This is a genomic window from Novosphingobium sp. (genome assembly GCF_031417815.1).
Lineage (GTDB): Bacteria > Pseudomonadota > Alphaproteobacteria > Sphingomonadales > Sphingomonadaceae > Novosphingobium.
The window spans coordinates 1-18,514 of record NZ_JANOWI010000005.1 but is presented as its reverse complement, the minus strand read 5'-3'; the positions used below and the strand labels follow the sequence as shown (position 1 = coordinate 18,514).

Below are 18,514 nucleotides of genomic sequence, written 5' to 3'. Positions count from 1 at the left end.
CCCACCCCCAGCCCCTCCCCGCTGGGGAGGGGGGTTACAACGCATGACCATCTCCGAAACCCGCCTTCGCCAGATCGCTGCCCGCTTCTCGGAAATCGAGGCGCGGCTGGCGTCTGGCACGCTTGAGGGCAAGGAATTCGTCGCCGCCAGCCGCGATTTTGCCGAGTTGGAGCCGGTCGCCCGCGCTTCTGCCGAGGTGCAGGCGATGCGCGCCGAGCTGGCCGATCTGGCTGCAATCAGCGATCCCGATCCCGAAATGCGTGCGATGACTGAAGAGGAAACGGCGCGAATCAAGGCCGAACTGCCCGAGGCTGAGCACCGCCTCGCGCTCGCCATGCTGCCGCGCGATTCTGCCGACAGCCGCTCCGCCATGCTCGAAGTGCGCGCCGGCACCGGGGGCGATGAAGCCGCGCTGTTCGCTGCCGATCTGCTCCGCATGTACGAACGCTTCGCTGCCGAGCAGGGCTGGCGGATCGAAGTGGTCAGCGCCAATTCGAGCGATATCGGCGGGTTCAAGGAAGTGGTCGCGCAGATCCAGGGCAACGGCGTGTTTGCCAAGCTCAAGTTCGAAAGCGGGGTTCACCGGGTGCAGCGCGTGCCGGTGACCGAAAGCGGCGGGCGGATCCACACCTCTGCCGCGACCGTTGCGGTCTTGCCCGAGCCCGACGAGGTGGACATTACCATCGACGACCGCGACCTCAAGATCGATGTCTACCGCGCGTCTGGCGCAGGCGGGCAGCACGTCAACACCACCGATTCGGCGGTGCGGATCACGCACTTGCCGACCGGCACGGTGGTGACCTGCCAGGACGGGCGCAGCCAGCACAAGAACAAGGCCCAGGCGATGCAGGTGCTGCGCGCGCGCCTGTTCGAAGCGCAGCGTGATGCCGCGCAGGGCGAGGAAGCCGCCGCGCGCAAGGCAATGGTCGGGTCGGGCGACCGCTCCGAACGGATCCGCACCTACAATTTCCCGCAAGGCCGCGTCACCGATCACCGCATCAACCTGACCCTCCACCGCCTGCCCGAAATTCTTGAAGGCGGGGGCCTTGGCGAAATGATCGACGCGCTGATTGCCGAGGACCAGGCCAAGCGGCTGGCGGCTTTGGGTGAATGAGTTCGGCGCAAACCGTCGACCAGGCCATCCGCGCCGCGACCCAGAGGCTGGGCCCGGGCACCGATAGCGCGCGCTTCGATGCCGAATTGCTGATGGCCCACGCGCTTGGTACCGGCAGGTCCGATATGTTCCTCAAACGGATGGGCGATCCTGCACCGGCGCAGTTCGCTGATCTGGTCGAGCGCCGGGCCACGCACGAGCCGGTCGCCTACATCATCGGCGAGGCGCATTTCTGGGGGCTGCGACTGGCGGTTTCGCCCGCAGTGCTGGTTCCCCGTGCGGATAGCGAAACGCTGATCGAGGCCGCGCGCGCCGCGCTGGCGGACCGCCCGCCGCAGCGGATCCTTGATCTGGGCACCGGATCGGGCTGCCTGCTGCTCGCTGCACTGGACGAATGGCCCGGAGCCGCAGGGGTGGGGATCGATTCCAGCGGTGAGGCGCTGGCGGTGGCAGCACGCAACGCTGATCAGCACAGCCGCCCCGGCCAGGTCCGTTTGTTGCAGCGCGATTGGCACGCGGCAGGCTGGCAGGCTGACCTTGGCCGGTTCGATCTGATCCTGGCCAATCCGCCCTATGTCGAAACCGCAGCTGTGCTCGAACCCACAGTGCGCGATCACGAGCCGGCCACTGCGCTGTTTGCCGGGCCCGAAGGCCTCGACGATTACCGCGTCCTGATCCCCCAGTTGCCCGCGCTGCTGGCCGGTGGCGGCATCGCCATGATCGAAATCGGAGCCACGCAAGCCGGACCGGTCGGCGCAATTGCCGCGCAGGCCGGGTTTGCAACCGCTCTGCACCATGACCTTGCCGAACGCCCTCGTGCGCTCGAACTCAAGATTCTGCTTGGCAACCGCAGTCCCAGCGCCTAACCCCAATGCAGATCAGCGCAGGTCCGCCCAGTTGGTGCGATCCGCCGGTCAAATCCTTCATTTGCATTTGCCCGGCCAGCAACGCCGCGGTTTTCAGCAAATGTCGGAACCACGATGCGCAATGGGCGCCCGTGGCACAGGGTCACGCGGCCAGCAGCCGAATTTCCGGCCGGGCCGACGTATTACGGAAGCTAACCCTTTGAATAACAATCGCGGTAACAGCAACAATAACAACAACCGGCGGCGTGGTCGCGGGAATCGTCAAAATAGCGGTGGTGGCAATGGCCAGCAGCTCAACCGGATTGACAGCCGGGCGCGCGGCAATGCCCCGCAGCTGCTGGAAAAGTATCGCAAGCTGGCGCAGGATTCCCATCTCAATGGGGACCGCGTTCAGGCCGAATACTACCTGCAATTTGCCGATCACTATTTCCGCGTGCTGGCCGATGCCCGCGTGCGGGTGGAAGAACAGCGCACCCGCGCGCCGGGTGAACGCTGGACCGAGTCTGGCGATGAGAACGAAGATTCGGGCGATTATAACAACGCCAGCGATTTCCCCAGCTTCGACCAGCCTTCGTATCAGCAGCGCCAGCCGCGCGAGGATCGCCCCCGCCGCGATGAACGTGAAGAACGCGATGAGCAGCCCGAGCAGGACGGCAGCCTTGCTGAATCCGGCGAAGATGACAGCGATGCCAACGCTTACGAGCCGCCCGAAAATCCGTTCGTGCGCGAAAATCGTCCGCGCCAGGGGCTGCGTCCGCGCCGCGAGCGTGACGACCGTCCGCCGCGCCCCCGCCGCGATGATGCCGATGGCGCCGAACCTGCCGGACTCGACCCCGCTTCGCTGCCGCCGGCAATCTCGGCGTCGCGCGATGCGCCCGCCGATGAGCCGGAGAGCGAAGCCAAACCGCGCAAGCCGCGCGCCCGCCGCAAGCCTTCGGCCGACGATGCCGGCGAAGCGCTCGAAACGGTAAGCTGATCGCCGGTTTTGCCGCGCGCAATTGATCTTGCGCTGACGTGGCCACGGCTGTGCGCGTTGGCGCTTGGTATGCTGGCCGCGCTGGGGTTCGAGCCACTGGGGCTGTGGCCGCTGACGCTGATGGCGATCGCCGGTGTGATCGTGCTGCTGCGCAGCGCGCCCCGGCGCAGCGCTGCGTTTCTGCTTGGCTGGTTGTTCGGCTGGGGGCTGTTTGGCGTTTCGCTGAACTGGCTGCCCACCGCCTTTACCTTTCAGGCCGAGATGCCGCCCTGGCTGGGCTGGATTGCAGAGCTGGGCCTATCGGGCATACTGGCGCTGTTCCCTGCTCTGGCGGTGCTCGCAGCCTGGTCCGCCCGGCGTCAGCCAACCGCGCTGGTGCTGGCACTGGCGGGCTGCTGGACCATCACCGAATGGCTGCGCGGCTGGACCTTCACCGGCCTGCCGTGGAACCCGCTGGGCGCGGTTCTGGTAGGGCCGTTCGAGAGCGTTGGCGCGGCGCGGCTTTTGCCGTGGCTGGGCACTTACGCGCTGTCGGGTCTGGCGGTGTTGTTCGCGGGACTGTGGTTTCTGGGGCTGAGCGGGTTTCGCCAAAGCCGGTACTGGCTTGCACTGCTGGCGGTACCGCTGGTGGCGCAATTCTGGCCGCAGACGCGATCAAGCGAAGGCGCCGCGCCAGTGGGGGTGCCTTATGTGCTGGTGCAGCCCAATATCGCGCAGACCGAACTCAACAATCCGGCGCAGTTTGAATCAAATTTCGAGAAGCTCGCCCATTATGTGCCGCCGCCGATGGCGGGGCGCGGGGCGGTGGTGTTGTGGCCCGAATCGGGGCTGTCAGACTATTTGCGCGATGGCTATCCGCAGCCATATTATGATGAAACCTACGGCGCTGACCCGGCCCGTGCCCGCGCCCGGATCGCGCGATTGCTGGGGCCTGACCGGCTGCTTCTGAGCGGCGCGGTCGACCTGGAAATTCGCGATGGCCGCGTCGCGGGCGCGCGCAATGCGATCACCGCGGTGGACGGCAGCGGCGCGCTGCGCGCCAGCTATGCCAAGGCGCACCTGGTGCCGTTCGGCGAATATGTCCCGCTGCGCCCACTGTTGACCGCGCTGGGGATTGCCCGGTTTGTGCCCGGCAATATCGAGTTCTGGCCCGGCCCCGGTCGCCGGACGATCGATCTGGGCCGCCATGGCAAGGTCGGCATGCTGATCTGCTATGAAGTGATCTTCCCCGGTGAAGTAACTGATCGGGCGCACCGGTCGGACTATCTGTTCAACCCGTCCAACGATGGCTGGTACGGTGCCTGGGGCCCGCCGCAGCACCTGGCCCAGGCCCGGATGCGCGCGATCGAGGAAGGGCTGCCCATACTGCGATCGACCACCACGGGAATCAGCGCAGTGATCGATGCCGATGGCCGGGTGGTGCAATCGGTGCCGCTGGGCACCGCCGGTGTGCTGCTGGGCCGGATCCCTGCGGCAAACCCGCCAACGCTGTTTGCCCGCCTCGGCAACGTGCTTTCGCTAGGCTGGGCAATAGCACTTCTTGCCCTTTCGCTGGTTGCGCTAAGGGCTCGTCAGGAGTAAAGACTCAGACACACATAAAGTTTCCTTTATATGAGTTTGGCCAATGCGTAGCGATTACCTGTTCACCTCCGAGAGCGTTTCCGAGGGCCATCCCGACAAGGTTTCAGACCAAATTTCCGACGCGATTGTCGATCTGTTCCTGTCGAAAGACCCCGAAGCGCGGATCGCCTGCGAAACGCTGACCACCACGCAGCTTGTGGTGCTGGCTGGCGAGATCCGCTGCAAGGGCGTGTTCGAGGACGGTCATTGGGCCCCCGGCGCGCAGGAAGAAATCGAAGCCACCGTGCGCCAGACCGTGCGCGAGATCGGCTATGAGCAAGACGGCTTCCACTGGGAAAAGCTTGAGTTCATCAACCGGCTCCATGCGCAATCCGCCCACATCGCGCAAGGCGTCGATGCCAGCGATAACAAGGATGAAGGCGCCGGGGACCAGGGCATCATGTTCGGCTATGCGACCGATGAGACCCCTGATCTGATGCCGGCCACGCTCTATTACAGCCACAAGATCCTTGAGCGCATGGCCGCCGATCGCCACTCGGGCGCGGCCCCGTTTCTGGAGCCCGACGCCAAAAGCCAGGTAACGCTGCGTTATGAGGGCAGCCTGCCGGTTGCCGCGACCGCAGTGGTGGTCTCAACCCAGCATGCACCGGGCTATGACGAGGCTGACAAGGAAGCCGAGCTTCACGCCTATGTGAAGCGGATCGTGGCGGAAGTGATCCCGCCGGTGCTGCTGCGCGAAACCACTTATTACATCAACCCTACCGGCAGCTTTGAAATCGGCGGGCCGGACGGCGATGCGGGGCTTACGGGGCGCAAGATCATCGTCGATACCTATGGCGGCGCGGCCCCGCACGGCGGCGGCGCGTTTTCGGGCAAGGACCCGACCAAGGTCGATCGTTCGGGCGCCTACATCACCCGCTACCTGGCCAAGAACGTGGTTGCCGCGGGCCTTGCCACGCGCTGCACGATCCAGATCGCCTATGCCATCGGGGTGTCGCAGCCGCTCTCGCTCTATGTCGACACCCACGACACCGGGACCGTGCCGGAAGCCGAAATCGAAAAGGCGATCCTCGCCATGCCCAAGCTGGGCGGCCTCACCCCGCGGAAAATCCGCACGCACCTAGGGCTCAACAAGCCGATCTACCGGCCGACCGCCGCCTATGGCCACTTCGGCCGCAAGGCAGAAGGCGATCTGTTCCCGTGGGAGCGGCTCGACCTGGTCGAGGACCTCAAGGCCGCGCTGGGCTGAATGCCAATGCTGCCGCGCCGCAAAGTCAGGGTGTTACGATTGTCGTGGCCGGTCGATCCGGCCACGCTGGCGGCGCTGCAGGCCGGCCGGGCCGAAGCGCTTGATGAAGATCCCTCGTTTGCGAAGCTGCTTGCCGCGCTGCGGGCCGATAATCCGCTTGGCGATTTCGGGCATTATCAGGCGGTCGCGGAAGTTTCGCCGTGCTGGGAGCTGTTCAGCCCGCAAGGCGGCGCGAGTCCGACACTTGGCAACGCCGGCCAGCCGCAGATTTCAACCAACCTGATGGTGACGATCCACGTCGATGCCGCAACGCCCGAGGCCGACTTCGATGCGGTGCTCGACTGGCTGGTGGCGCTGCATCCGTGGGAAGTGCCGGTGATCGAAATCAGCCAGGCCGAGCTGGCACTGCGGGCCGATCAGCCGGCGCGGTAGTCTGCGGTAATCACGCCTGCTGAAGCCAGTTCAGCCTCATGCGCTTCCTCGCGCCAGTCCTCGGCCAGTGCTTCGGCTTCCCATTGCTGCATCGCCGGGTGCGCCAGGATATGGTCGACCCAGGCCTGCCCGCCACCGACACTTTGGCCGACATCGAGCCCATAGGTACGGATGCGGAAGGCGACCGGCGCGTAAAAGGCATCGGCAGCACTGAACTGTGCCCCGGCCAGCCACGGCCCGCCAAACCGGTCCAGCCCGGTCTCGAAGATCTCGCGCGCGCGACTTACATTACGTTTCAGCCCTTCGCTCATCGGCTTGGGCGTGACGCGGACACCGACGTTCATGGTGCAATCATTACGCAGGTGGCCAAACCCGCCGTGCATTTCGCAAACCGCGCCTTGAGCGAAAGCCCTTGCCGCTTCGTCCGCCGGCCACACGCCGTCATGGCGCTCGGCCAGATAGAGCGCGATCCCGAGCGAATCCGGGATCACCCGCTCGCCATCGATCAGGACCGGAACCTGGCCTGTGGGCGAAAAGCCGCGAAAGTCTTCGTAATTGTCGGGTTTGGTGAACGGCTCCAGCCGATCCTCAAAGGCGATGCCCAGCGCCTTCATCAGCACCCACGGGCGCAGCGACCAGCTTGAATAGTTCCGGTTGGCGGTGATCAGGGTGTAGCTCATGCCCGCCTTCCTAAAGCGGCCATGCGCCGCGTCAATGGGCGTAGGCGGCGGGATCCTCGTCCGGCCAATGGGTCATCCGTTCACGCCTCACATCAAGGAACAGCGCAGGCAATTTGGCCAGCATCAGCACCTTGTGGATGCACCAGTCGGCAGCGCGTTCGTTCCACCGCGCGGTTGCCCTGCCCTGCCGTTCCAGCCAGCGCTGATAAGGCAGGAAATGATCGGGCTCGTCGCGGTGGACGATCTCGAAAATCCTTTTCATCACCGGGTCCGACATGATCAGCTTGTTCTTGAGGATGATTTCAACCTGCGTAAAGCCGCGCTGCTCGGTCAGCATGATGACCCGGCAAAGGCGCTCAAATTCATCCGGCGATGCCACGATCCGCGCAGTATCAAGCTCGTCAATCGTGCAGTGGAACACCCACTGAATGAAGCGGTCAATATGCCCCACCCCGCGATCGACCACCAAGGGCATGCGGCCCTGCCGTTCGAACCAGCGGCGGAACATCCGGTAATGCTTTTCCTCGTCGGCGCGGTGTTTTTCGATTTCGGCCTGAAAGGCAAGATCGTCCGGGCAGCGCAGCCGCACCGCCTCAAGCACGCGGTCCAGCGCGGTATAACCGCGAAATTCGTTGTAGATGTAGATCGAGCCGAGAACATCGAGATAGCGTTGGCGAAAGCCGGAAATCAAATCGGTCACTCCAGTGTCGCGGTCAGACCTAGCACGGCTTCGGCGAATTCTTCGCGGAAATCCTGTACCACGCCTTTGGCACTGCGGACCTGATCGATCAGCCCGACCCCTTGCCCGACAAAGTATGAAACGAGATCACGCGCCGATTCGTTCCCGTTCACGACTGCATTTTCGATACGGCGGAAAGCGGGCTCTGACACCATGCCCATAAGGGGCATCGGCAAGGCGCCGGGTCCATCGGGCGCATCCCAGGCTTCGTGCCAGGCGGTCTTGAGCTGGCGGGCCGGTTTGCCGGTGCGGCTTCTGGAACGCACGGTATCGCGGCTGCGCGCGGCAACCATCTTGTCGCGGAAGGCTTCGCTGGTTTCGCTGTCGGTGGTGGCGAGCCAGACTGACCCGGTCCAGGCCCCTTCAGCCCCGGTGGCCATCATTCCGGCCATCTGCCCGCCGGTCATGATCCCGCCGGCTGCAAGCACCGGGATTTCGTAGCCGGCAGCTTTGAGCGCGCGAACCACTTCGGGGATCAGCACCAAGGTTGATACTTCGCCGCAATGCCCGCCCGCTTCGGTGCCTTGCGCGACGATGATATCGACCCCGGCCGCAGCCTGGCGCAGTGCGTGTTCCTTGGCCCCGACCAAGGCCGCCACCGGCACCCCGCGCGCCTTGCCCTCCGCGATCATCCGCGGCGGCGCGATCCCCAGCGCGTTGGCAATCAGCTTGATCGGGTGGCGAAAGGCGACCTCCATCTGGGCATAGCCGTTCTCGGGCGTAATCCCGGCGCGGCCTTCGTAATGCACCACTTCGCCGGGCGAAACCGCCACCCCGTACTGGCCCAGAAGGTCGGACGTGAACTGGCGGTGCTGGTCCGAAATCGCTGCTGCGCGCTGTTCGTTGCTGGCAAAATCTGCGACCCTGGGATCGACCGTTTCGGGCACCAGCACATCGACGCCGTAGGGCGCACCATCGATATGCGCATCAATCCAGGTGAGCTCTTCTTCTAGCTGCTCGGGCGTGAAGCGGGTTGCGCCCAGCACCCCGAACCCGCCCGCCTTGCTCACCGCCACAACCACATCGCGGCAATGACTGAACGCAAACAGCGGAAATTCGCAGCCGGTCAGCCGGCAGACCTTGTTATCCATTCAGGTGGCTCCTCCATACCAAGCCTAGCGCGTGGCGGGCCGCTGGCAAGCCTTGCCGCAAGGCGGGCCGCAACCTAGGCTGCCGCAATGGACGAAACGGCAATCCCTCCCGGCCCCAGTCGCTATAGCACCGCGGCGATCGTGCTGCACTGGTCGCTGGCGTTGCTGCTGGTGTTCCAGCTCGGCCTTGGCTGGCGGCTTGAGGATTTGCCCAAGGGCGTCGCGCAGTTCATCGCATTCCAGCTGCACAAGTCGATCGGGATTTCGATCCTGCTGCTGTCGCTGGCGCGGCTGGCGGTCCGCGCGTTCAAGCCGCGTCCGGCGCTGGTCAGCGATTCCTGGATGGCAATGACGCTGGCGAGGATGGTCCACGCGTTGCTCTATGTGGTGATGATCGGCGCGCCGCTGGCCGGCTGGGTGCTGATCTCAACCGGCAAGGTGCGGCTGCAGACCATGCTGTTCGGGCTGGTGCCGTGGCCGGGTCTGCCGTTGACGCAAGGTTGGCACGAACCGGCGGTGGCGGTGCACGCTGCACTCGCCTGGCTGCTGGTGGGCCTGATCGTGCTCCACATTGCCGGGGCGCTGCGCCATCACTGGCTGCAGCGCGACTATCTGGGCCGAATGCTGCCCGGCCCCGCTGCTGGTGTGTTCATCGCGCTTGCGGCGCTGGCCGGAGCCTTCGCAGCCAGCCTCGCCTGGCCCTTCGCCGCGCCCGCGGATAAGCACGCCCCGGTGGTCGCCGCTGCGACCATGCCAACCAACGCCGCCCCTGCCGCTCTTCCCAGTCCTGCTGTCAGCCCGGCGCCCAGTGCCAGCGCGTCGCCTGCCCCTGAGACAGCCAGCACATGGCTGCTCCAACCCGGCGGGCAGCTGCGCTTTGCTGCGGCTTATTCGGGCGCGCCGATCAATGGATCGTTCGGGAAATGGGACGCGGACATCGTGTTCAGTCCCGACGACCTGGCCCATTCGCGGATCAAGGTCAGCGTCGATCTCGCATCGGTCGGCACCGATGACTCCTCGCGCGATGACATGCTGCGCAGCGACAGTTTCTTCGGCGCCGCCGCCCATCCGCGCGCGGTGTTTACCGCCAGTCGCATCATCGCCAAGGGCGGCGGGCGTTACGTCGCCAGTGGAACCTTGTCGCTCCACGGCCAGCAGCGTCCGCTGGCGGTTGTATTCACGCTGACGATCACGGGCAACACCGCAACCGCCAACGGATCGGCGCGGCTCAACCGGCTGGCCTATGGGGTCGGTTCGGACGAATGGGCCACGACCGATCAGGTCGCCGACGCGGTGTCGATCAGCTTTCGCCTGACCGCGCGGCGCAAGCCCTAGCTGTCGTAATGCGCGGTGGTCCGCGCGGCGACTTCGTCAGCGCTGACCCCCGGGGCCAGTTCGATCAGTGTGAACGGGCTGGCGTGATCGCTGCGCTGGAACACGGCCAGATCAGTGATCACCATATCGACCACATTGCGCCCCGTGAGCGGCAGGGTGCAGGCGGGGATGAATTTGGGGCTGCCATCCTTGGCGCAATGTTCCATCACCACGATGATCTTCTTGACCCCTGCAACCAGGTCCATCGCCCCGCCCATGCCCTTGATCATCTTGCCGGGCACCATCCAGTTGGCGATATCGCCCTTCTCGCTCACTTCCATGCCGCCCAGTACGGTCAGATCGATATGCCCGCCGCGGATCATCGCGAAGCTGGCGGCGCTATCGAAATAGGCCGAATGCGGCAGCTCGCTGATGGTCTGTTTGCCGGCGTTGATCAGATCGGCGTCAACCTCGTCCTCGGTCGGGAACGGGCCAATACCGAGCATGCCGTTTTCCGACTGGAGCGTAACCGTCATGCCCGCAGGCACGTGGTTGGCCACCAGCGTGGGAATGCCGATGCCCAGGTTCACATAGAACCCGTCCTGCAATTCCTTGGCGGCGCGGGCGGCCATCTGGTCGCGGCTCCAGCCCTTGGCGATATGGTCGTGGTGGGTCATCAGCCGACATCCGTGGTGCGTGTGGTGCGGAATTCGATCTTTTTGTCATAGGGGCTGCCGTTGAACAGCCGCTGGACATAGACCCCCGGCAAATGGATCGCTTCGGGATCGAGCTGGCCGGGTTCGACGATCTCTTCCACCTCGACCACGCAAAACTTGCCGCACTGCGCCGCCGGCACGTTGAAATTGCGCGCGGTCTTGCGGAACACGACGTTGCCGGTGGTGTCGGCCTTCCAGCCTTTGACCAAGGCCAGATCGGCGAAGATGCCTTGTTCGAGGATGCATTCCTCGCCGCCAAAGGCTTTCACTTCCTTGCCTTCAGCCACCAGGGTGCCAACCCCGGTCTTGGTGTAGAATCCCGGGATCCCTGCCCCGCCGGCGCGCATCCGTTCGGCCAGCGTGCCTTGCGGGCAGAATTCGACTTCGAGCTCTCCAGCCAGATACTGCCGCTCGAACTCCTTGTTTTCTCCGACATAGCTGGCGATCATCTTTTTCACTTGCCGCGTGCGCAGCAGCTTGCCGATCCCTTCGCCGTCGATCCCGGCATTGTTCGACACAAACGTCAGATCCTTGACCCCGCTGTCGCGCACGGCATCAAGCAGGCGTTCGGGAATGCCGCACAGGCCAAAGCCGCCGCTGGCGATCAGCATACCGTCGCGCAGCAGGCCATCGAGCGCTGCCGCGGCGGAAGGATAGATTTTCTGGGCCATTGCCACTCCCGGTGAAACGAACCCTGTGCGCTATTTCAAAAGCATCCGCCAAGCAATTGCAACAAGCGCCGCGCCGCTTGCGCGAAATGCAAGCCGTAACGTCACATGGCTGGTCGGCACGGAAAAATGCGGCTATGAATTGGCCACGCCAGCCGGGGAACTTCGGGTCGCAACTCGCAGGTCCATGGAGGAGGCGGTGTTCCGACGCTTAAAACCCATGCCGGTATTGCACGCGCTAGTCGCGGTGTTGCTTGGCGTGGCCGCTCTGTTAGGCGCATGGGCGTTGCCGCAGGCTCAGGCTGCGCAAAACTTTCCACCGCCACAGCTGGAACTTACGGCGCAGCCCACGACTATTGTTGTGGGATTTCCTGCAACGATGGTGCTCCGGCTTACCCCCGCCCAAAGGGAAGATCTTACCTTCAGTTACCAGGTAACGTCAGGAGCAGAATGGGTCGAGCAGCCGGGCGGAACGGTGACCCTGCCGGCCAATTCGTCCGAAGTGCAGTTCGTTTTGCGCACCAAAAGACCGTTGCCGGTGCCCCCTGGCACCGCGTTTGTCGTGCAGGTGCGCTACGGCGATAGCCAGTTCATGGCGCGCGCGGCGGTCAATCTGATCGACTTTGCGGAGATCATCACCGACCAGCAAACCGGCGGGGAGCGCTTTGGCACCGGCTGGACGGCGCGCTGCGAAGAAGATCCCTATCAGTCACTGTGCCCCCGTGCGGGGCTGCCGCGACCTGACGATGTTGCGCCCGCGCTCGGCAGCGATCAAACGCGATTTCAGGGATTGCCGGGTTGCGTAGACGGGCGCGGGTTCGACTGTCCGCCACCACGACCACCGCCGGGAACCAGTATCTGGCTCAAGATCGCGGCGCTTGCTGCCGCCCTCGCCGTACTGTGGACCGATTTTCTGGTTTTCGTCCGGGTGCAGCCCCATGTGCTGGGAATCTCTGCGGAAGGCATGTCTTTCGTCGTTGGCGATGTCGCCGCGCCAGACGTGATGCCGCAGATCATCGCCGAACCGGGCGACGCGGAATTCGACGGGCCGGTCGAGGCCCACTTTATCGAGCCTGGCGAGGAGGGCACCCATGGCCTACGCGTTTGATATCGATCCGTTCGAACTGTTCGACCCCGAAACCGCGCGCCGGGCTGCAGATGCCGCGCGCAGCGAGGTGGCCGGATTGCCCGACCGGATCTGGCAGGCCGCGCCGCTATCGGTGCTGGGCACCAAGCTGGCAGGATCGTGCGGCAAGGCGCTGGCCGGGCTTGACCTGTTCAAGCTGTTCACCGACGGCTGGGGCAAGATCGAACTGCTGCAGGCGCTGTGCGATCCCGCCGTGGTGGCCAAAGGCACGGTGCGCCATATCAAACTGGTCAAGTTCGAACAGAACCTGCCGATCGATCTTTCGGTCTCGCTCCATTTCGGGCCGATCCACACCACGCTGGCCAAATTCAAGATCAAGTTTACCGGCAAGTTCGGATCGGTCGAATGCGCGGTGCGGCGCGGGCATGTGATCGCAATAGGCGGCGGCGATTGCGAGCTGTGGGCCGGAATCGATCACAAGGGCGGGCAGATCAAAAAGAAGATCAAGCTCAAACGCTTCGACCTGCCGCTGGAACATCGCTTCGCCGATCCCGGGATCAGGATCCCGCATCGCGAAGCAAAACCGGCGCCATTACCCGAGATCAAGCCCGACCAGCTGTGACAGATCGGCCAGCGCCTGCGCGCCGCTGGTCACCTTGATTGCCGCCATGCCCAGCGCGGCTGCCGGTTTGCAGTTGATCCCCAGGTCATCAAGGTAGACGCACTGCGCCGGTTCAAGCCCCAGGTGGCCGCACATCATCTGATAGATCCGCGGGTCAGGCTTGCGCACCCCGGCCTTGCTGCTTTCGATCACATGTTCGAACCGGGCGAAAACCTGTTCGTAGGCATCCTTGGTATCATCGCTGCGCGCCATCCCGGCACCGTGTCCTGCTGGTACATTGTTGGTGATGCAGGCCAGCCGGTATCCGGCCCCGGCCAACTGACCCAATGCGCGAACCATCGCCGGGCGAATCGCGCCCGAAAGCACCGCCAGCACCGCGCGTCCTTCCAGCGGGTGGCCCATGGCTTCGGCCTCGGCCTCGAACAGCACATCGAACCGGCGCGCGTCGATTTCGGCACGTTCGAACCGCGCCCAGGCGTTGTCGTGCGGATTGGCGGCATTGACTCTGCGGATGAAATCGGCGGGTAGCCCGCGCTCTTCCTCAAGCCGGTTGAAGGCCTCGAACGGCGATGCCGTGATCACCCCGCCGAAATCGAAAATGACCGCTTCGAAACGCCGCTCGCTCACCCTAACCTCCCTGAAAATGCGCTTTTGCCAGTGGCGCATCGCCGCAAGCCGCGCAAGCACGCGATTTGATGCAGGTCATGGCGGTTGCCGGCACACATGCTATGCTTGGTTTCACGAAAGGAGACGTTCCATGCGTTCCATTCTCGTCCACACGGCCCGCGATCCATCCAACGCCGTCCGCCTCGATAGCGCGATGGACATTGCCCGCAGCCATGCCGGCCATGTTACCTTGCTGATCGACACCCCGGTTGACCGGTTCGTTGCGGTCGATCCCTATGGCGGCAGTTATGTTGCACACGAAGCGCTCAGCGCAGCGATTGCCGAGGATGACCGCCTGGCCGAACTGTTCGAAGGGCGGCTGGCGAGCGAAGATGTCCCGTTTGACGTGGTCAAGTTTGAACGCGTTCCGCTCGAAGCAATGCTCGAAGCCGGCAAGCTGGCCGATCTGATCGTGGTTTCGCGGGATTGCGGTTTTGCCGGCGATCTTGCGGTCGAGGCCAGCGCGCCGGTGCTGGTCGTGGGCAAGGCTGCGCTGGGCCTGCCGCTCGCTGCGGCCTGCGTGGCCTGGAACGGCGGAAGCCAGGCGGCGGCCGCACTGCGCGCCGCGGTTCCGCTGCTGGGAGATGGTGCAACCGTCAGCGTGCTGACCGTGGCCGAACAGGGGGCAGCCGCCTTTCCTGCCACCGGTGCACTGCGCTATCTTGCGCGGCACGGCATCAAGGCCGAACTGATCGCACTGGCCAAGCTGGGTTCGGTCGAAGAGACGCTGGCCAATGAAGTGGCCCGCCAGGGCGCGCAGCTGCTGGTGATGGGGGCCTATAGCCACAGCCGGATGCGCGAACTGCTGTTCGGCGGCGTGACGCGTTATTTCCTCGAACAGGAAAATGGCCCCGCGCTGCTCATGGCGCATTGAGCGATTCGCATAGTGCACTGCATCACAACCAATGTGGTTGAGTTTTTTTGAGTTGGAAGCTTCACCAGTGACCGGTGTGAGAATGGCGTTTTTCCGTGACTATTACACCACAATGAACGGCAGTTGCAAATTACGCAACCAGCAATGATCTTTTCGCACTTGCACAAATCGCGGCACTGCACCAATTAGAACGTGCCTTTCAGGCATCCTCTCCCAAAAAACTTCCAAGGCCCGGACGGCAACGTCTGGGCCTTTTTTTGGCTTTCAAGCCTTGATCGCTGCCGCTTGCGCCAGGACGTCCGACAAGTTGGCGTTGCGCGCCTCCAGCTTGATGACACTCTGCTCCAACTCGCGCACGCGGATCGCCTGCAAATCGAGGCCGACTTGCTGGGTGGCCCAGCCAAGCACTTCGATCTCGTCGGGCCGATAGTCTTCGCCGGTGGGTTTGGGGCCGAGCAAGACGAACCCGGCCAGCGCGGCCTGGTGCATCATCGGCAGGGCAAGCGCGGCCTCTATCGACGAACCAAGCTCAACGGGAACGACCGCGCCTTGCTCCGCGCGCATGGCGGCCAGCGCCGGATCGTCGGCATCGATGGTTGCTCCACTGGCGTCGGCATAGTTCTCCTCCGCCGTCCGCGCATAGAGCGCCACATCCGCGCCGCCAGTGAAGCGACCCAGCTCGGCGGCGAAGTTTCCGGCCAATGCCTCGGGCTTCTCGACATGCGCCGCCGCCGCTACAAGGCGCTTCAGCGCCGCCTCATTCTGGTGCCATGAACGGAAGAACAGCCGCTCGATTACGTGCTCGACCGCATCGCGGATGCGGTGGAACAGCAGGAACAGCCCGACCGCGATTCCGGCGCTGTAAAAAGCGCTCGCTTCATGCCAGCTCTTGGGAACGAGATGATCGACAGCCCATTCGATCAAGGCAAAACCGACCAGCAAGATAAGGCTGATCGAACCGAACACCAGCGTCCGGTTCACCGCAAAACCCAGATCGAACAGCTTGTGCCGCAGCACCGCATAGGCCAGCAGGCCGGGGGCCACCACGCCCTGCATTGCCGCATTGAAATAGATCAGACTGGCGCTGCTTTCGCCCCCAACAATCGTTCCAGTCCGCATCGCGTCTAACGAAACTAACACGGTAGCAAATAGATAAGCTGACAAAGCAAAGACAATCAGCGTGATACGATTGCGTTCGGCTGCTGAACCCTTGCGCCAACCTGCGACCAGATAAGCGATGGCAACCGCAATGCTGATCGACATCAACAAGGAGGGGTACCCGGCACCTCCAGCCCAATTCAGATAGTAAGTCAGCCAGAATCTGTCCCAGCCGTAGATGTGCAGGCTGACGAAACACCAGACCAACCAGGTAGTGAAAAGCCGCCAATGCCATCGCGGCAGGCTACCTGCCTGCTGTTCGAACATTCGCATCGCGAAAGGAATGAGCAACACCACAAGAGCATTGAAAACAATCAGCAGCCACCACATCGGCGCCGCCAGCCCGAGATCGGTTGCCCAAGGCGGCTGATTGGAGCCGCCACGACCAATCGCTGCCAGCGCCATACCAAGCAACATCGCCGCCGGGTTGCCCCAACCCCGCCACAATATGAAGCAACCGACCAGAATTGAGATGATCACCGCCAGCACATTTGCTAGGCGCAGGCCATTGTTTCGCGCCTGCACATGGCCAATAGGCAGCGGCTCGACCACAATTTGATGCTCTGATCGAACCCCGTTGCGATCGAGCGTGAAGTTAGTGCTGTCTCCGACCTTAGGCCGAATCTGGTAATAGTAAGGAAGGTAGGTCCGCACAAAATCGCCATTGCGGATCCCCGCTTTGGCAACGGGGCCGTTGGGGTCGACTTCGACCATTCTGCCAAAGCCGGCTGGCGCATTCGGATCGGGGATCGCTCTGCCGGAATTCAATGCGACTTGGCCAAGCAATCCACTGCGATAGGCTGCCATATCGACCATCGCCGTCAGGCGATTGCCGATCAGGACCACCAGTAGCGCGATCAGCAGAACCTGCTGCCAGCGCGGCCAGTTCAGCTTTGCCGATTCAGCGCGGTTCGTCATCGATTCCCCCGTTTCGCGCGACCGCAATCAAGGTGGCAGAATTCCCGGTGTTTGCAATCTCGGGGAACAGTTCCTAGCTTTGGTCTTCGTGCCGATAGACGGCCAGACACCAGAACGGGAACATAGCCGGCATGGCCGAAGTCAAGGAAAAGGCAGTCAAACTCCAAGTCGCGGCTGCACGCCAGGAGGAAAGCGGCAACGGCTTTGCCCGGCTGCCGCGTTCGGCGCTGTCTGCGCTGGGCGTGACCGAAGGCGATGTGATCGAGATCGAAGGCAAGCGCGCCACCGCCGCGCGCGTTCAGGCACCCTATCCTGAGGACGAAGGGCTCGACGTGATCCGGCTCGACGGGCTGCAGCGCGCCAATGCCGAGGTCGGTTCGGGCGATCACGTTCAGGTCCGCAAGGCGCAAAGCAAGCCCGCGCAGCGTGTGGTTTTCGCCCCCGCCCAGCGCGAAATGCGGTTGCAAGGGCCGGGCCAGGCGCTGAAACGCAATTTCTTCGGGCGCTCGCTGGTGGCGGGCGATATCGTTGCCACCACCGGGCAGCAGCAAGTCCGCGACATGCCGCCCGAAGTGGCGCGGATGTTCAACGCCCCGGCTTTTTCGCTGACCCAGATTCGCCTGACCGTGGTTTCGACCGTGCCCAAGGGCATCGTCCATATCGACGAGAACACCGAGGTCGAGCTGCGCGAGCAATTCGAGGAAGCGCGCGGCAGCCGCGGCGATGTCAACTATGACGATGTCGGCGGGATGGGCGATACCATCCAGCAGCTGCGCGAAATGGTCGAACTGCCGCTGCGCTATCCCGAACTGTTCGCGCAGCTCAACCTCGGTATTTTCGTCGATGTGGACGATCCCCTTGGGCACGGTCGAGACCACGGTCAGGCGTATTTGCGTGAGCGAAAAGGCCGGAGCATTGAACATCCGCGCGACTTCGGGCGGCATGTCGCGGACTTGCTGCTGACCGGTGGTGGCAACGATATCGCCCGCCACCAGCGAACGCCCGAAGAAATTGCGCTTCAGCGCCTGACCCGGCCCCTGCAGCCGCATTTCGCGCTGCGCGGGAGCAAAGACCACGCGCTGCGCGGGCTTGCTTTGCGCCTTGCGGACCTGGACGTGATCGCCCGAGCCGACTTCGGCGTTGGCGCGCTGCAGCCCGTCGAGCCGGATCACATCGAGCCCTTCGTCTTCGGGATAGGGGGCCTGGACCCGCGCGGCGGTGGCGCGTTTGCCTTCGATCTCGATCACATCGCCTTCGGTTACGCCCAGCGCCGACATCGCCGAACGCGGCAGCCGCGCAAAGCCGTTGCCGCTTTCTTCCTGCCGCGCTGCGGCGACCTGCAGTTTGACTGCCTTTTCCTTGACTTCGGCCATGCCGGCTGTGTTCCCGTGTTGGTGTCTGGCCGTCTATCGGCAGGAAGCCAAAGCTAGGAACTGGTTGCACCAATTGCAAACCTTGGCTTGGTTCCGGGGGATTGCGCGGGGGCAAAAGGACCCGACTGCAGAACAAAAAAGGCCCGGACGTTGCCGTCCGGGCCTTGGAAGTTTTTTGGGAGAGGATGCCTGAAAAGGCACGGGCTAATTGGTGCAGTGCCGCATTTTGTGCAAGTGCGAAAAGATCATGGAATGTTGCGTAATTTGCAACTTCGGTTCATTTTGACGCAAGAGTGTTGAAAAACCGCCATTTGCCCACCAGTGAGCTGCTGAGCGTCACACGCAAAAAACTCAATCACATTGGTTGTGATGCAGCGAACTATGCGAATC

Annotated in this window: 17 protein-coding genes and 2 pseudogenes; 11 read left to right on the top strand and 8 right to left on the bottom strand. The window is 63.6% G+C overall.

Going from position 1 to position 18,514, the window contains the following annotated elements:
- Nucleotides 1-43: 43 nt before the first annotated feature.
- The 6 genes from prfA to RMN99_RS01245 all read left to right on the top strand — a co-directional run bounded on the left by prfA (nt 44) and on the right by RMN99_RS01245 (nt 6,218).
- The gene (gene prfA, locus RMN99_RS01270) at nt 44-1,114 is read left to right on the top strand and encodes a peptide chain release factor 1 (RefSeq protein ID WP_309621474.1); all 1,071 of its coding nucleotides are present in this window, start codon (nt 44-46) and stop codon (nt 1,112-1,114) included.
- Complete coding sequence (gene prmC, locus RMN99_RS01265) at nt 1,111-1,980, top strand: peptide chain release factor N(5)-glutamine methyltransferase (RefSeq protein WP_309621473.1); 870 nt, start codon at nt 1,111-1,113, stop codon at nt 1,978-1,980. Before prfA ends, prmC begins: the two co-directional genes overlap by 4 nt.
- Before the next feature lie 199 nt (nt 1,981-2,179).
- Nucleotides 2,180-2,956 (top strand): DUF4167 domain-containing protein, encoded by a 777-nt coding sequence (locus RMN99_RS01260; RefSeq protein WP_309621472.1) that lies wholly within the window; start codon nt 2,180-2,182, stop codon nt 2,954-2,956.
- 57 nt (nt 2,957-3,013) lie between these two features.
- The gene (lnt, locus tag RMN99_RS01255; RefSeq protein WP_309621471.1) at nt 3,014-4,537 is read left to right on the top strand and encodes an apolipoprotein N-acyltransferase; all 1,524 of its coding nucleotides are present in this window, start codon (nt 3,014-3,016) and stop codon (nt 4,535-4,537) included.
- A 43-nt stretch (nt 4,538-4,580) separates the two neighbouring features.
- Nucleotides 4,581-5,786, top strand: a complete 1,206-nt coding sequence (metK, locus tag RMN99_RS01250) for a methionine adenosyltransferase (protein WP_309621470.1) — start codon at nt 4,581-4,583, stop codon at nt 5,784-5,786.
- Nucleotides 5,787-6,218, top strand: a complete 432-nt coding sequence (locus tag RMN99_RS01245; RefSeq protein ID WP_309621469.1) for a hypothetical protein — start codon at nt 5,787-5,789, stop codon at nt 6,216-6,218.
- On the opposite strand, the gene RMN99_RS01240 is transcribed toward RMN99_RS01245, so the two are convergent.
- From RMN99_RS01240 to RMN99_RS01230, 3 genes are read right to left on the bottom strand one after another with little or no spacing between them, the layout of a single operon-like run.
- Nucleotides 6,203-6,898, bottom strand: coding sequence for a glutathione S-transferase family protein (locus tag RMN99_RS01240; RefSeq protein WP_309621468.1), 696 nt, complete (start codon nt 6,896-6,898; stop codon nt 6,203-6,205). The two genes, RMN99_RS01245 and RMN99_RS01240, sit on opposite strands and share 16 nt — an antisense overlap.
- A 31-nt stretch (nt 6,899-6,929) precedes the next feature.
- Entirely contained in the window at nt 6,930-7,598 is a 669-nt protein-coding gene (locus tag RMN99_RS01235; protein WP_309621467.1) for a ferritin-like domain-containing protein, read from the bottom strand.
- Nucleotides 7,595-8,728 (bottom strand): nitronate monooxygenase, encoded by a 1,134-nt coding sequence (locus RMN99_RS01230; RefSeq protein WP_309621466.1) that lies wholly within the window; start codon nt 8,726-8,728, stop codon nt 7,595-7,597. Before RMN99_RS01230 ends, RMN99_RS01235 begins: the two co-directional genes overlap by 4 nt.
- 87 nt (nt 8,729-8,815) lie before the next feature.
- On the opposite strand from RMN99_RS01230, the gene RMN99_RS01225 reads away from it, so the two are divergent.
- Nucleotides 8,816-10,063, top strand: a complete 1,248-nt coding sequence (locus tag RMN99_RS01225) for a YceI family protein (protein ID WP_309621465.1) — start codon at nt 8,816-8,818, stop codon at nt 10,061-10,063.
- On the opposite strand, the gene RMN99_RS01220 is transcribed toward RMN99_RS01225, so the two are convergent.
- A complete protein-coding gene (locus RMN99_RS01220; RefSeq protein WP_309621464.1) occupies nt 10,060-10,719 on the bottom strand; it encodes a CoA transferase subunit B in 660 nt (219 codons plus the stop codon). The genes RMN99_RS01225 and RMN99_RS01220 overlap by 4 nt on opposite strands.
- Nucleotides 10,719-11,429 (bottom strand): CoA transferase subunit A, encoded by a 711-nt coding sequence (locus tag RMN99_RS01215; protein ID WP_309621463.1) that lies wholly within the window; start codon nt 11,427-11,429, stop codon nt 10,719-10,721. Before RMN99_RS01215 ends, RMN99_RS01220 begins: the two co-directional genes overlap by 1 nt.
- A gap of 25 nt (nt 11,430-11,454) precedes the next feature.
- Here RMN99_RS01215 and RMN99_RS01210 point away from each other — a divergent pair, with 25 nt between their 5' ends.
- Together RMN99_RS01210 and RMN99_RS01205 are read left to right on the top strand one after the other, a co-directional pair.
- Nucleotides 11,455-12,534, top strand: a complete 1,080-nt coding sequence (locus RMN99_RS01210; protein WP_309621462.1) for a hypothetical protein — start codon at nt 11,455-11,457, stop codon at nt 12,532-12,534.
- Entirely contained in the window at nt 12,518-13,135 is a 618-nt protein-coding gene (locus RMN99_RS01205; protein ID WP_309621461.1) for a hypothetical protein, read from the top strand. The genes RMN99_RS01210 and RMN99_RS01205 overlap by 17 nt, the downstream gene beginning before the upstream one ends.
- Here the strand turns inward: RMN99_RS01205 and RMN99_RS01200 are convergent.
- Entirely contained in the window at nt 13,106-13,762 is a 657-nt protein-coding gene (locus RMN99_RS01200) for an HAD-IA family hydrolase (protein ID WP_309621460.1), read from the bottom strand. The two genes, RMN99_RS01205 and RMN99_RS01200, sit on opposite strands and share 30 nt — an antisense overlap.
- Before the next feature lie 130 nt (nt 13,763-13,892).
- Between RMN99_RS01200 and RMN99_RS01195 the strand changes: the two genes are divergently transcribed.
- Nucleotides 13,893-14,675, top strand: a complete 783-nt coding sequence (locus tag RMN99_RS01195; protein ID WP_309621459.1) for a universal stress protein — start codon at nt 13,893-13,895, stop codon at nt 14,673-14,675.
- Between the two features lie 264 nt (nt 14,676-14,939).
- Here RMN99_RS01195 and RMN99_RS01190 read toward each other — a convergent pair whose 3' ends face one another.
- Nucleotides 14,940-16,751, bottom strand: a complete 1,812-nt coding sequence (locus RMN99_RS01190) for a hypothetical protein (RefSeq protein WP_309621458.1) — start codon at nt 16,749-16,751, stop codon at nt 14,940-14,942.
- A gap of 131 nt (nt 16,752-16,882) precedes the next feature.
- Here RMN99_RS01190 and RMN99_RS01185 point away from each other — a divergent pair.
- A pseudogene (locus RMN99_RS01185) lies at nt 16,883-17,581 on the top strand (AAA family ATPase); the annotation flags it as partial.
- A 39-nt stretch (nt 17,582-17,620) separates the two neighbouring features.
- Here the strand turns inward: RMN99_RS01185 and RMN99_RS01180 are convergent.
- Nucleotides 17,621-18,124 (bottom strand): annotated as a pseudogene (locus RMN99_RS01180) (AAA family ATPase); the annotation flags it as partial.
- Between the last annotated feature and the right edge of the window lie 390 nt (nt 18,125-18,514).